Genomic DNA, 14,505 nt, shown 5'->3' on the forward strand with positions numbered 1-14,505 from the left:
TCACCATTAGAATCATGAGTACCTCGGCTCCAAACCGGATGACATCAGGCTTTGACGCAGTGCTGGCTTTTTTCACCAGCGACACGTTTGCCTATATTGTGAAGCGCGTCTTGCAAGGATTGGTGACGCTGCTATTGGCATCACTGCTCTGCTTCGCCTTAATTCAGCTTGCGCCTGGAGATTATCTCAGCACGCTCAAGGAAAATCCAAAAATTTCACCAGAGCGGATTGAACAACTGAAACGACAGTTTGGCTTAGACAAATCTTGGTGGGATCAGTATTTGCGGTGGTTGTGGCAGGTGATATCCCAGGGAAACTTTGGCACCAGCTTTGTCTACAATCGCTCTGTGTCGTCGCTGCTGTGGGAACGGGTGGCGGCGACGCTGCTGTTGGCAATTTCATCGCTGGTAGTAACCTGGGCGATCGCGGTTCCCATGGGCATCGTTGGTGCGGTCAACCAAAACCGCCTGGTCGATCGCATCCTGCGCGTCATCAGCTATATCGGGCAAGGCTTTCCTAGCTTCATTGCCGCGCTGTTGCTGTTGATCTTTGCCCAAAATACCGCCCCGCTGTTTCCCGTGGGAGACATGACCAGCATTGATTTTAATGACCTGACCCTGCTAGGCAAAATTCGCGATATTGCATGGCATATGGTGCTGCCAACTCTAGCACTCAGCATTACCAGCTTTGCCGGACTCCAGCGAATTATGCGGGGGCAACTCCTAGATGTGTTGCGGCAAGATTACATACAAACGGCTCGTGCGAAAGGGCTACCCGAAAACCGGGTAGTCTATGTCCATGCGCTGCGAAATGCCATCAACCCATTAATCACCTTGTTAGGCTTTGAATTTGCTGCCCTGCTGAGCGGCTCTTTCATTACCGAATACTTTTTTAATTGGCCTGGTTTAGGCAGGCTGATTTATCAAGCATTACTGGCACAAGATATTTATCTGGTGATGGCAAGTTTAATGATCGGTGCCGCTATGCTGATTGCCGGGAATCTGCTAGCTGACCTGCTGCTAAAAGTGGTTGATCCCCGCATCAAGCTAGGATCTGACGATTGATAAATGGCGAATTACGAGCGGCGAATTACGAACTCAAAATATTTCCTAGGTCAACGCTACGCAAACAAAACTTAAAACTGCCCCCTGCCCCCCGAAACCTGATCCCTGATCCCCGACCCCTGACATGATTTTTCAAACTTACTATTTGGTGCGGTCTAGAGCCGATGGGCAATATCTCGTGGCTCGTCCCAATCGGAATGAGGGCGATCGCGCTCCAGCCGATCCCGGATTTTTGATGTTGTTTCAAGAACACGCGGATGCTCTCAGCTATCTCAACACTCACGCGAGGGAGTTAGCCGATCGCTTTGCCGTGGAAACCACTTCTGGAACTCAGCTAGAAGGGGTGCTGAAGCGCTGGGGCTTTACAGGAGTTGGCATGGTGCAAGATCCGCTGTTGCCCAAGGTGGAATTTTTAATCAAGTAGAAGCTCGTCTATGAATACGTCTCAGGATATTCCAATTCTGTCAGTGGCGATCGCGAGTTCTATCCCTTGGTATTTGCCTGCATGAGTGAAACGATTGCAGAACGGGTGATGATCGGGTTTCTAGTTAGAACTGTGGAAGAGAGCGCGGCAAAATCACCCTACTTAGCTCCGAAACAAGCGGCTATATTGGCGTTCGTGCGCCATGCTGGCTAAAGACAATCCCCAACTACAGCTACAGAGGTCATCGGCTTGCAGGGTTGAAATAGCTTCAGCAGCGAGTTTCAAGGCGGGCTGCATCGCCAGCAATAGGCGCTGTCCTGCCGTTTGCCCCAAGGGAATTAGCTTGACTCCAGCGCTCACTAAATTTGCCATCCAGCTATAGAGGTAGGCAAGCAGAGCAGCTTGTGAGTCGAGTTGGTAGTGTGCTGCCGCGATCGCATAGGCGATCGCAAAATTACAGCCCTCTTGTTGCAGCGGCTCGTAACCATTGACTAATTCAGGATGGAGATCTAGCAAAAGTTTTAAGAGCGATCGCCCCATTTGTAAACTTTGCTGTCTCAACTCTTCCGTTTCTCTCGCGGCGGTCAACCACCGATTCCATTGGCTCACCGCATCAGAATCTTGTCTACCTATCGCTTCATAGCTTTGGATCATCACTGCGGCTTCTAAGCGCACCGCACCCCAGCGGAGTTCCTGAGTCAGCCAAGATGCCAGCGTCTCCTGACTAGCCACTTTGCCTAAATCAACCAACGCCTCTAATCCTTCGGAGTAACCATATGCCCCTACTGGAAGCGCTGGACTGGCAAGTTGCAAAAGATGGAGCAGAGAGTCATTACTCATTGGGTTTCAGGGTTCAGGGTTCAGGGTTCGGGCTTCAGGTTTCAGGTTTCAGGGGTTCAGGGTTTAAGGAGGCAGAGGAAAGTTTTGCGATCGCCATAATTCTGAGGGAGACGTTCCGCGATCGCCCGTTGCCAGTCTCTAGTGTGGGTGAGAACCATAGGCTCCGCTTTCGGGCTGGAAGGGTTGGATTTCTTCGGTAATCTTTAAACCACGATGAATTAGGAGATCGCGTAAAACAGGATCGGGTGAGAGACGGAGGTAGGTGGGAGCGATTTCCAGGGAAACATGGCGATTGCCAAGATGGTAAGCTGCTTGCAGCAGATCAATCGGGTTTTGGGCAGTGACCGTCAGCACGGGTTCGGGCTTGGCAATGACCCGCACGATCGCCCCATCCTCAGATTGCAGCCAATCGCCATCCTGCAACACAGTGCCTCTTGGGAGTTGCAGATAAAATTGCCCATCAGCAGTTTCAAAATGGTGGCGCGATCGCGTGCGGTCTTCTGCGGTGAGAGGCAGGGTGAGAAAAACTCGCACATCCGGCTGAGTGGTTAACCGTTGCGTGAAAGGGGATATTGCAGGCGATCTCATAAGCTATCTAGAGGTCTTTGGTTAGCCCTATATTAGCCCGACAGAGTGATTCAAAAATCTTGTCTGTGAATGAGTCCGGCGACACTGCGAAAAATGCACCAGTGGGGTAAATCTTGAAGCAGTGCTTTTTCCGCTCAGAGGTTCACGCTATGAAGGTTGCCGTTTTTAGCACCAAATCTTACGATCGCCAATTTCTCACCGATGCCAACCAGGATGATCATGAACTGATTTTTCACGAAACCTCATTGAACCGGGCATCCGCTGCGCTTGCAAATGGATATGCGGCAGTGTGCATTTTTGTGAATGACGAAGCCACCGCCGACACCTTGAAAATTTTAGCAGCAGGGGGCACTCGGTTAATTGCCTTGCGCTGCACTGGGTTCAACAATGTGGACTTAGAGGTCGCGGCTGAACTAGGCATCCAAGTGGTGCGAGTGACGGTCTACTCGCCCTATTCCGTAGCAGAACACGCTGTGGCACTACTGCAATGCCTGAATCGCAAAATTCATCGGGCTTATAACCGTACCCGCGACAGCAATTTCGCTCTAGATGGGCTGATGGGTGTAGATTTGCACGATCGCACCGTTGGCATTATTGGCACCGGAAAAATCGGTCAGATTTTTGCCAAAATCATGGGTCATGGCTTCGGCTGCAAGGTGCTGGGCTATGACTTGTATCCCAATCCCCAGTTTGAAAGCGAATTGAGCGGCAAGTATGTGACTCTGCCAGAATTGTTTAGCCAGTCGGATGTAATTTCGCTTCACTGCCCACTGACACCGGAAAACCATTATCTAATTAACGGAACCGCGATCGCTCAAATGAAACCTGGTGTCATGATCATCAACACGAGTCGGGGCGGCTTGGTGGATACAGAAGCGGTGATTGTGGGGCTAAGATCTAAACAAATTGGCGCACTGGGTTTGGATGTCTATGAGCAAGAATCCGATCTGTTTTTTGAAGATTTGTCTTCTGAGATTATGCAAGATGACATGATCGAGCGGCTACTCTCATTTCCAAATGTGATTATGACCGGGCATCAAGCGTTTTTCACCCAAGAAGCGATCGGCACCATCGCTCAAACGACCCTAGCCAGCATCACTGAATTTGCCCAAGGAAAACCGCTGTCTAACGAAATCAAGCCGCCGGAAAAAGTGCCTGCTGTTGCTTAAGATGGTTTCTAGTACCCCAATCTGTCTGGGCTGGGTTGGTAATTTACCTGCTAAATCACAATAGATTCTTGGATACTTTCTTGCTGCCGTAACGGAATTTGGATGATAAATTTTGTTCCTTGCCCAAGCTCTGACTGGCAGGAAAGCGATCCACTGTGTTTCTCAGTGATGATTTGGTAGCTAATCGACAGCCCCATCCCGGTTCCTGTCCCGATAGGTTTGGTCGTAAAAAATGGATCAAACACTTTTTGACATACGGCTTCTGCCATGCCCACACCGTTATCAGCCACACAGACTTCAACATAATCAGCATCGATTCGTTGAGTGCTGATGTGAATGCAAGGGTGATGCACTTCAGGTCGCTGATTGCCAGTAGAGGGATGATCTAACGCTTCTATGGCATCGATCGCAAAGCGGTGCGCACCACTGTGTCGCTTTTCTTCTAATGCATCAATCGCATTATTCAACACATTCATAAAGACCTGATTGAGTTGTCCGGCATAGCATTCCACCAGAGGTAAATTGCCGTAATCCTTCACAATTTTGATTTCAGGTTGCTTTGCCCGGAGTCGATTACCCAAAATCACCAGGGCACTGTCAATGCCTTCATGTAAATCGACTGCTTTCATGTCAGCCTCATCCAACCGTGAGAAGTTGCGGAGCGACAGAACAATTTCTTGGATACGCTCGGTGCCTGTTTTCATCGAAGCCAGCACCTTGGGCAAATCTTCTTGAATAAACTCTAGGTCGATGTCGGCAATCAAAGCCTGAATTGTTGGGTGGGGGGTGGGGACTTGGGTTTGGTAGAGTTCAAGCAGGGTCAATAAGCCCTGGGTGTAGTCCCACACAGGGCTGAGGTTACCGTGAATAAAGCCAACCGGATTGTTGATTTCATGGGCAATTCCGGCAACTAGCTGACCCAGACCTGACATTTTTTCTGCCTGAATCATCTGGGTTTGAGTATGCCGCAGGGTTTGCAGGGTTTGCTCTAGCTCGTCTGCTTTCTCTTTCAGTTGGGCTTCCGATCGCCGGAGTGACTCTTCGGCGTGATGTCGATTTGTCCAATCACGGCTAAAGCCCAGCATGGCAAAGACGGTGCCATTGGAGTTGTACAGCGGAGTCTTACGGGTATCGAAAATGCGGATTGAGCCATCGGCGATCGCTGCTAAATCATAAGGATTGTGGACGGTTTCACCTGCCAGAGCAACCTGATCATCTGCGCGAAAGCCTCTGGTTTTTTGGTCGGGATTCCCTAAAATCATCGCTTCTGAAAAACCCACTTCCAGGTCATTCTTGCCTACCATTGCCTCAGGGGTGTGCCCGATCGCCTCTGCAAAACTGCGATTGACTAGGATGTAGCGAAAATCCCGATCTTTGGCAAAAATCCAGTCTTGGGTTGAGTCGATTACCGTCCGCAAGAGGCGAGATTGGGACTCCGTTTCTTGTAATGCTTTCTGTAAAGCAAGTTCAGTTTGCTTGCGATCGTCAATATCCGCGCAGGTGCCGATCCATTCCTGAATGGTGCCATCGCGATCGAGAATCGGTATTCCCCGCGCTAAGAAGTAACGATAGATGCCATCGGCTCTGCGAAGCCGATATTCGATCTCAAACAGACTTTTGGTTTGAGCAGCGTAAGCCCAAGCTTGGCGGGTGCGCTCTTGGTCATCTAGATGAATCGCCTGCAACCAGCCACCCCCTTCTAGTTCCTCAGGTGGCTGCCCGGTATAGGTTTGCCAATTTCGCATTTCAGCAACTGAGCCGTCGGAAGCAGTTGTCCAGACAATTTGAGCAGTGGCAAGGGTCAGCGCTCGATAGCGCTCCTCACTCTTTTGTAGGGCAGCTTCGGCTTGTTTGCGATCGGCTTCAGCTTGTTTGCGATCGCTAATATCATGCATCGCAACGACCGCACCCAGTTTTTCTCCATTCGCATCAAAAAATGCCCGTCCACTCGCGAGTAGAGTACGAGTGCGCCCCTGTTTCGGTGCAATCACCATTTCAGCATCATGGACAATTTCGCCCTGAAACGCCCGAAATAGGGGAATATCCTGAATTGGCATCGGGGTTTTCCCATCTGCCAGATAAAGATCAAAATGAGCAGCCCACTCATCGGGTGGTAGCGAAGTTTCAGGCAAGCCATGAAATTCTTGAGTTGCCCGGTTAAACAGCATCAAATGCCCGGTTTCGTCGCAGGCAACAATCCCATCCGTCAGGTTATCCAGTATCGCTTTGAGGCGTTCTTGCTCCCTTTGCAAGGTTACTTCTGCATGTTTGCGATCGGCTTCAATACGCTCATGTTCTAAAATCTCTTGAGTCAGTTTTTGGTGACTCATTCTCAACTCAAGTTGGCTGATCACCTGCCGACCGAGGGCAGCGATCGCTTTAAGTTGTTCAGCGTCCAGCGTTCGGGGTTGAGTATCGATGACACAGAGAGTGCCCAAGGCAAAGCCATCGGCGGTAATTAAAGGCACCCCTGCATAAAATCGGATGTGGGGTTCTCCTGTGACTAAAGGATTATCGACGAAGCGATCGTCTTCTCTAGCATCAGGAACCACTAAGACATCAGATTGCAAAATAGCATGGGCGCAAAATGCTAGGTCACGATGAGTTTCGGCAGCATCCAGACCAACGGTGGCTTTGAACCACTGCCGTTTGGAGTCGATCAAGCTCACGAGGGCAATGGGAGTTTTGCAAATGTAAGCTGCCAAGAGTGCCAGATCATCATAAGCCGACTCTGCTTGGGTATCGAGAATGCCGTAGCTCAGCAGTTTGGCGATTCTCTGACCTTCATTGTCTGGAAATGCTGCTCTCATGTCTTGATCCTTGCGACTACTGGTGGGTTCTTAATATCACTGCAATCCCTTCCTAGTTTTTTAATGAGAGTCATAGCCCAATCAGCGATCGCTGCCTTTTCTCCCTCAACACTTTTTGGGTTAGGTTTTTTAATGTATCTTTCCCTTTTGGCGATCGATTTGCTGCGATCGTCAAAGGAGTTCATGGAGCGGTGGGCTAAAAAGCACCAGATTTAATCCACCTTACTTAGAATGAGCATGAAGTACCCCTGCTGATTGACTCATTCTCCTCCTTCGTTCGGCTGAGTCTTCGGAAGCTCCATTGCTTCTCTCTGAGTTTATTCTGATGCTAAAGCACCTAGAAGCGCTACTGACAAAGGATGCAATCTAGGCTGTAACTTTTAGAGAGCCACAGAGTCTTTGCTACTTTTTTGCTGCTGTAACGGAATTTGAATGATAAACTCTGTTCCCTGCCCAAGCTCTGACTGACAGGAAAACGATCCACCGTGTTTCTCAGCGACAATTTGGTAGCTAATCGATAGCCCCATTCCAGTTCCTTTTCCGACTGGTTTTGTCGTAAAGAATGGATTAAACAAACGCTTTCGCACAGGTTCTGGAATTCCTGCGCCAGTATCAGCAATGCAGATTTTGACTTGATTTGGCTGGATTAATTGAGTGCGGATGGTAATGGTGGGAGTGGAGCTATTTGATTGATTCACAAGCTCTTCTTCGATCGCATCGATCGCATTACTCAACACATTCATAAACACTTGATTCAACTGCCCCGCGTAGCACTCCACCAAAGGCAGGCTGTCGTAGTGTTTAACAACCTCAATGACAGAACGATCTGATCGAGCTTTGAGCCGATGTTGCAAAATCATCAGCGTGCTATCAATTCCCTGATGAATATCAACCGCTTTCATTTCAGATTCATCCATGCGGGAGAAAGTGCGGAGGGATGCCACAATTTTTTGAATCCGATCTGCCCCAACGCGCATAGAGGAGAGTAGTTTGGGCAGATCTTTTACTAAAAAGTCGAGATCAATCGCCGCCGCTTTTGCCTCAATCGCAGAATGAGGAGTGGAGTACTGCTGGTACAGTTCTAACAGCTCTAAAACATCCTGAATGTAGTCGTCGGCGTGAGATAGGTTGCCATAGATAAAGTTCACTGGGTTATTGATTTCGTGGGCAACTCCAGCAACCAATTGCCCCAGACTCGACATTTTTTCTGCTTGAATCATTTGCGTTTGGGTACTCTGGAGTTCTTGCAGAGTGTGTTCTAACTCTCTAGTGCGCTGATGCAATTCGGCTTCCGCCCGTTTGCGATCGTCGATATTGGTGCAAGTGCCTACCCACTCCTGAATGATGCCATCCTCTGCCAAGATAGGCACCCCCTGGGCAAAAAAGTACTGGTAGCTACCATCGGTTGCTCGAATACGATATTCGGTTTTGTACCAGCTTTTGGTTTTCACTGCATGACTCCAAATACCGAGAGTGCGCTCCCGGTCGTCTGGGTGAACTGCCTCCGCCCAGCCAAAGCCCCTGACCTCCTCCACACTTTGCCCTGAATAGGCTCTCCAACTGGGGATGTCAGCTACCCGCCCTTCTGCGTCGGTGACCCAAACGATTTGAGAAGTCACGGTTGCTAGAGAGCGATACCGCTCTTCGCTTTGGCGCATGGCAATTTCAGCTTGCTGGCGCTCGTATACAGTGGCTTGTAACTCTTCTAGCGACTGTTCTAGATGTTGAGCATAAATCTGAGACTGCTGATAGAGGCGTGAGTTTTCCAGCGAAATTGCGGCTTGAGCACACAGAAGGTTGAGCAGTTCAACGCGATCGCTCGTGAATGCTCCCGTAACCAGATTATTTTCCAAATACAGGATGCCTAGGAGCTTGCTCTGATGAATAATTGGCATACATAACACGCTTCTCGACTGGTGATGCTGAATGTACCGATCAGAGGCGAGAGATGGATGATGAGTTGCATCCATAATGACGGTTGGCTCAAGGGTGCGTTTAACCCGATTGATCAGACTGATGGGAACTTCCTGGCTATCTTCTACCGGAACATGATGCAAGGTCATCGGGCAGGCTTCAGCAGAATTGACTGCTACCAGCATCAGACAGTTATCCTGCAACAGCATCAATGCACACTTCTGGGCACCTGCACTTTCGACCACCACTTCCAGCAATGCAAACACTAACTTATCGAGTTCAATTTCGCTGGACAAGGTTTGAGATACTTTCAGCACCGCCGCCAAATCTAACGCTTCCAAAGCATCAGTGGAAGTGGAAGTTTTGCTGGCATGGGAGGATGCAGCAATGATGGTTTCAGTAGCAGTGAGTGACTGTTGGCGTTGTTGCAGAATCGGGGCTAACAGTTCTGGGTAGCGCTGTTCTAAATCATGGACTTTAGCAGCGGCTCCCCAATGGCTGTAGGCATAGTAGGCGGCTGTTATGTAGTCCTGAGCGATCCGCTCTTTACCCCAGTCGAGGTAGAACCGGGCAGCGAGTTCGTTGGCTAGGGCTTCTTCTTGGATAAAACCGTTCGTTTTAGCTCCAGTAAGGGCGCGATCGTATAGGTCGATCGCCTCTGCCCGATTACCCAAAAGGCGGTGACGCTCAGCTTCCACTAAATAGAATTTGTGCAAATGATTCATCGGGGCGTGGTCTGCCCAATAGCGCAGTTTTTGCTGATTGGCACTCACCCGCTCCAATAAGCCTTGCTGCTCTAGCTCTGATCTGTCCCGCAACGTCGCTAATTGCGTCAGCGAATCGTAGAAGTGAAAGATCGGCACCATGAAGCTGCCAGCTACCCCGTCAAGATAATTTTGGGCGCAATCTGCGGCGGCGATCGCTTCTGTCCAGGCTTGAAATAGGTAGCAAAGCAGCAGCTTGTTAACAGAGAGCGTGCCGATCGCGTAGAGATCGTTCGCTGTTTGGTGCAAGGGCAGCATGGTGGCTTCATCATAGGCTGTACCATGAAACTGCCAGGGTTCTTGGGTTTTCTCCCATAAATTTGTACTCAGATTCAACGTCGATTGATGAAACACGTTGAGATAGTTGTACGCTACTTCCTGTTTAAGCTGTGCCAAAGCCCGACCATAGAGGGCTGTTTCCGACTCTAAAGCAACCAGTTCCTTGCCCATGAAAAAAGATAAAGCGCAGTAATTGTAGGCACAGTACGCCGCATATTCCAGCGCACCCATCTCCAGACCGCTATGATACCCTTCGAGCAACGGTGCAAGCGACTCTCGAACCGCATATTTCCACGGTTTGACAAAGGGATAGACCATGTTGATCGTGCTGGCTTTGAATCCTTGATGTTTGGATTGAGCCAGCAGATCCAGCGCTAGTTGACCCACCCGATTGCCCAAATCAATCTCGCCACTGGTGCAAAGAATTACGCCGTACCAAGCGTATGCCAGGGTCGAAACAGTGGCATTGCCGTGTTGAGCGGATAGCTTGACTTGCTGACAGACAATTAATGGGAGGAGTGCTGGAACGGCTTGATAGACAGCGGCAGTCACGGCTGCCAGAAGCTGGATCATTGCCAGTGCGTCAGGATCGACCATTTCCGGCAAGTTCAGCAACTCTTCCAGTTGTGTCTCTGCCAGAAGCCTCTGAGTTTCTTGCAAACTCTGCTCAATATCGGCTGCACTGGGCTGGGCTGGAAACTCCACGCCAAATTGTTCCAGGATCGTGAGGGCAGTTTTAATCGCTTCGGGTTGCCGACTTTGTGCTACGTCAGCCAAGATCTTCACTTCATAGATTTTGATGGTGTCTAGCGAGCGTTGGGCATGGTGCAGCACGATCGCCGACAGTTGCTGCATTTGCTCAAAATCACCGCTGAGAAAAGCAACTTCAGCCGCCAATTCATATAAAGCTAGGGTCAATGAGTAGTGATATTGCCACCCATCGGCGGTGAGCAGTTGGATACCTCTAACTGCATAGTCCAGTGCTGATGTGTAGGCGGTTGAAGCTTTTGCCTTTTGTCCGACCGTTAAATTGAGCGTTGCTAGCTGTTCGCGCTCCGTTAGGCTGACGATCAGGCTGGCTCCCTGATTCAATTGATTGACTATTTCAAACAGTTTTTCATCTCGTGCGTGTGCAGGGGTCGCGTCAAGCAGTCGTTGCCCAATTTTAAAGTGCGTCAGTTGTTTTTGTGGGTCAGGAATCAGAGAATAGGCGGCTTGCTGAACGCGATCGTGGAGAAATTTGTAGCAACACGAGCCAGAAGCCATGACTGGTTCTTTTAACTCTTGCCTTCTGGCTTCTGGCTCCTGATAAAACTTGTAAACATCGTTTTGGGGCAGAATTAATCCTTCTTGCAACGCTTTCCATAAGTCTGAAGCGGTTTCCGTCTGGGATTTCTCGTGGACGATCGCCAATGTTGCCAAATCAAATTGGTTGCCAATACATGCCGCCAGTTTCAGGATTTCCTGGGTCTCTGCTGGCAATTTCTGAAGCTGAATTGCCATAAACTCGACAATATCTTCGGTGAGGGAGAGCGATCGCACCTGAGCAACGGCGCACTCCCAGTGGTTCCCACTGCCATTAAATGTAATCAGCCCATCCTCATACAGCGCTTTCAAAAACTGTGTCGTGAAGAATGGATTGCCTTTCGTCTTGCCCACAATTAAATCAGTCAAAGGGGTTGCCAGCGCCAGCGAACAGCTTAGTGTGTCTGCTACTAACTGATTGACCGATTGCTGCGTCAAGGGAGCCAGCGTGATCGTTGAGATCGCTGCACCTGACTTTTGAAGCTGATCCACGGTCAGCATGAAAGGGTGGGCTGAAGTGACTTCATTATCTCGGTAAGCACCGATAAACAAAAGATACTGGGGATTCGCTTTACCCATTAATAACTGCATCAACTTCAATGACGCGGAATCCGCCCATTGCAAATCATCAATAAAGATCACTAACGGATGCTCTGGCGTGGTGAATACCTGAACAAACCGCGAGAACAACTGATTAAATCGATTTTGAGCCGCGTCTCCAGAAAGCTCAGCCACCGATGGTTGAGTGCCAATGATGCGTTCCAGTTCAGGAATTACCTCAATCAAGATCTGCCCGCTTTCGCCCACTGCGGTCAATATTTTTGCTTTCCATTGCTCCAGTTGCCCATCAGATTCGGAGAGCAATTGTCCCATCAAATCGCGAAAGGCTTGCACAAAGGCAGAAAAGGGAATGTCGCGTTGAAACTGGTCATATTTGCCTTTGATGAAGTAACCCCGCTGCCTCACGATGGGCTTATGCACTTCGTTGACGATCGCCGTTTTGCCAATGCCAGAGAACCCTGCAACCAGGATGAGTTCGCTCCCAACACTGCCCGACACTCGTTCAAAAGCTGATAATAAGGCTGCAACTTCTCGTTCCCGTCCGTAGAGCTTTTCGGGAATCAGAAAACGGTCTGTAATGTCTCGTTGCCCCAAGTTAAAGGCTGTGATTGTCTCTGTTTTTTGCCATTGGATGAGACACTGCTCCAAATCATGTTTCAATCCCAACGCACTTTGATAGCGGTCTTCGGCATTTTTTGCCATCAGCTTGTTGACGATCGCGGAGAGTACCGTGGGAACGGCAGGATTCAGGTGATGGCACGCAGGCGGCTGTTTTGCAATATGACAATGCACTAACTCCATGGGGTCATTGGACTGGAACGGGAGTTGCCCCGTCAGCAATTCAAAGAACGTCACTCCTAGCGAGTAATAGTCACTGCGATAATCAATGCCTCGATTCATCCGTCCAGTTTGTTCAGGCGAGAGGTAGGCAAGCGTTCCCTCCAAAACATTCGGATTTTGAATGTCTTGAGTTTCTCTGGGCAGCAGTGAGGCAATAGAAAAGTCAATTAGCTTAACCTGCTTAGTCTCTGGATTGATCAGAATGTTGGCAGGCTTGATATCTTTGTGGATGATGCGATGTTGATAGAGTTCGTTGAGAATATCGCATAGCTGTAGGGCGATCGCCAGAAAATCAGCAATGGTTAACGCATAGTGGATTGGAGATGAAGCAGAGCTTCTCTTGTCTTGATCCCTGACATGTTTTGACAACGAACCTCCACCAAATTCCATGACTAAAGCATAGCCATTGCGATAGAACTCTAGGCTGTAAGGCTTGATAACACCGAAAGAGTGTAGATTTTTGGCGATCGTGTATTGATTGCGAAACTGCACCAGTTCGCTGAAACTGGGATACTCATTTCGCAACAGCTTAATAACCACAGGGTGTTGATCAAATTCACGAATTCCTCGATAAACGAATGTTTTTGTTCCGGCATAAATCTGTTCAGTAATGCAATACCCTGGCAAGTCATCTTTCGCTGCTATGTTCATAGCATCCTACTCCTTTAAAAGAACAGATTTTTGAATATTGACTTAGTTACTTTTGGTGTCCAGTATTCCCAAGAAAAAACCAGCTTTCACATAACAGATAAAAGATGGAAAAAGAAAGCCTTTGATCTTAATTCACTGCACTGATCACAGCGATTGCTAATTAATAAATTGTTGGATATAGAGCAGAAATTTGTTCTGCATTGCAAGAACTTACTCAAAAAATTAAAAATTAGGAGTAAACCTGATGTGCAACTAAAGTCAGCCCACCCTACAGGAAGCAAGCTACATCCCCCAGCCCCTGCTCCGCACACCCTGCGGTCTACTCCCAATGCAGGAGCAAGGGAGCAAGAGTTTCTCAAAGTCCCTCTTCCAGAGGAGGAAGAGGGATTTAGGGTGAGGGAGATTGGGAAAGTCGCACATCGCGTGAGTAATCTTTTTAATTCCAGATGAACTCCGTTAAACTGCCATAAACCGTTAAACTGCTGTTCAATTAGGTTGATTAGTGAATGGGAAGAGCCAGGATTCTGATCGTAGAAGATGAAATCCTAATTGCCAGAGAAATTGAGAGTCACTTAGGCGCAATGGGCTATCTAGTAGTTGGGATTGAAATTGCGGCGGGTGGAGTGCTGGCGCAAGTGGCTGAGGTATTGCCTGACTTAGTGCTGATGGATATTAATCTACCTGGGACCCAGGATGGTATTGCCCTAGCTGAAGAAATTCGCGATCGCTTCCAGATTCCAATCGTCTACATTACTGCCTACGCTGACCCCGCTACGTTGGAACGGGCAAAAGTAACTCATCCTTTTGGCTATGTGCTTAAGCCATTCACTGAAACCGATTTGCGAGTGAAGGTTGAACTCGCCCTATTTCGCCTGCACTCTGAATCAACCCATCAGAGCAAGCCGCGATCGCCCGAAACCAGCGACAGTTCGCCCGTAGGTCTCCATAACCACATGCAGCCAGACGGGCTACCAACTAGCAAACTCCGGAAGGTGTTGGACTATGTTGACAATCACCTCAATCAAGAGTTGAGTTTAGAGACCTTGGCAAGTGAAGTTGGCTTAACGACTTCTTACTTTGCGCGATTATTCAAACAATCAACAGGCAAATCCTTTCATCAATATGTGATCTATCAGCGGGTGGAGCGGGCTAAACAGCTACTACAACAATCGGAACTGGCGATCACTCAAATTGCTGCCGAGTGTGGGTTTGCCAATCCCAGCCATCTTGCCCTTCATTTCAAACGAATTGTGGGCGTGACCCCCAAGAAATTTCGGTGCTTCTAAGCAGTATTTA

8 protein-coding genes are annotated in these 14,505 nt (G+C 48.9%); 4 read left to right on the top strand and 4 right to left on the bottom strand.

Annotated elements, in window-relative coordinates; all coding sequences use genetic code 11:
* Positions 1–14 precede the first annotated feature (14 nt).
* The gene (locus AC1S5B_RS00370; protein WP_482033736.1) at positions 15–1,064 is read left to right on the top strand and encodes an ABC transporter permease; all 1,050 of its coding nucleotides are present in this window, start codon (positions 15–17) and stop codon (positions 1,062–1,064) included.
* Positions 1,065–1,188: 124 nt separating this feature from the next.
* Positions 1,189–1,488, top strand: coding sequence for a hypothetical protein (locus AC1S5B_RS00375; protein ID WP_482033737.1), 300 nt, complete (start codon positions 1,189–1,191; stop codon positions 1,486–1,488).
* 162 nt (positions 1,489–1,650) lie between these two features.
* On the opposite strand, the gene AC1S5B_RS00380 is transcribed toward AC1S5B_RS00375, so the two are convergent.
* Both AC1S5B_RS00380 and ureE read right to left on the bottom strand, forming a co-directional pair.
* Positions 1,651–2,328 carry an urease accessory protein UreF gene (locus tag AC1S5B_RS00380; protein ID WP_482033738.1) on the bottom strand — a complete coding sequence of 226 codons (678 nt, stop codon included), beginning with the start codon at positions 2,326–2,328 and terminating at the stop codon, positions 1,651–1,653.
* A 138-nt stretch (positions 2,329–2,466) separates the two neighbouring features.
* Positions 2,467–2,916 (bottom strand): urease accessory protein UreE, encoded by a 450-nt coding sequence (gene ureE, locus AC1S5B_RS00385; protein WP_482033739.1) that lies wholly within the window; start codon positions 2,914–2,916, stop codon positions 2,467–2,469.
* 149 nt (positions 2,917–3,065) lie between these two features.
* Here ureE and AC1S5B_RS00390 point away from each other — a divergent pair, with 149 nt between their 5' ends.
* Complete coding sequence (locus tag AC1S5B_RS00390; protein ID WP_482033740.1) at positions 3,066–4,085, top strand: 2-hydroxyacid dehydrogenase; 1,020 nt, start codon at positions 3,066–3,068, stop codon at positions 4,083–4,085.
* A gap of 50 nt (positions 4,086–4,135) precedes the next feature.
* Here the strand turns inward: AC1S5B_RS00390 and AC1S5B_RS00395 are convergent, their stop codons facing one another.
* Together AC1S5B_RS00395 and AC1S5B_RS00400 are read right to left on the bottom strand one after the other, a co-directional pair.
* The gene (locus tag AC1S5B_RS00395; protein WP_482033741.1) at positions 4,136–6,895 is read right to left on the bottom strand and encodes a PAS domain S-box protein; all 2,760 of its coding nucleotides are present in this window, start codon (positions 6,893–6,895) and stop codon (positions 4,136–4,138) included.
* Between the two features lie 380 nt (positions 6,896–7,275).
* Complete coding sequence (locus tag AC1S5B_RS00400) at positions 7,276–13,209, bottom strand: ATP-binding sensor histidine kinase (protein ID WP_482033742.1); 5,934 nt, start codon at positions 13,207–13,209, stop codon at positions 7,276–7,278.
* Between the two features lie 506 nt (positions 13,210–13,715).
* Between AC1S5B_RS00400 and AC1S5B_RS00405 the strand changes: the two genes are divergently transcribed.
* Positions 13,716–14,495: a response regulator gene (locus AC1S5B_RS00405; protein ID WP_482033743.1), complete on the top strand. Its 780-nt coding sequence runs from the start codon at positions 13,716–13,718 to the stop codon at positions 14,493–14,495.
* Positions 14,496–14,505: the final 10 nt, after the last annotated feature.

The sequence above is a fragment of the Leptolyngbya sp. CALU 1928 genome (assembly GCF_056784215.1).

Bases quoted from the DNA above. Each gene is read 5' to 3' on its own strand.
- AC1S5B_RS00370 (WP_482033736.1), top strand. From the start codon at position 15: ATGAGTACCTCGGCTCCAAACCGGATGACATCAGGCTTTGACGCAGTG.
- AC1S5B_RS00375 (WP_482033737.1), top strand. From the start codon at position 1,189: ATGATTTTTCAAACTTACTATTTGGTGCGGTCTAGAGCCGATGGGCAA.
- AC1S5B_RS00380 (WP_482033738.1), bottom strand. From the start codon at position 2,328: ATGAGTAATGACTCTCTGCTCCATCTTTTGCAACTTGCCAGTCCAGCG.
- ureE (WP_482033739.1), bottom strand. From the start codon at position 2,916: ATGAGATCGCCTGCAATATCCCCTTTCACGCAACGGTTAACCACTCAG.
- AC1S5B_RS00390 (WP_482033740.1), top strand. From the start codon at position 3,066: ATGAAGGTTGCCGTTTTTAGCACCAAATCTTACGATCGCCAATTTCTC.
- AC1S5B_RS00395 (WP_482033741.1), bottom strand. From the start codon at position 6,895: ATGAGAGCAGCATTTCCAGACAATGAAGGTCAGAGAATCGCCAAACTG.
- AC1S5B_RS00400 (WP_482033742.1), bottom strand. From the start codon at position 13,209: ATGAACATAGCAGCGAAAGATGACTTGCCAGGGTATTGCATTACTGAA.
- AC1S5B_RS00405 (WP_482033743.1), top strand. From the start codon at position 13,716: ATGGGAAGAGCCAGGATTCTGATCGTAGAAGATGAAATCCTAATTGCC.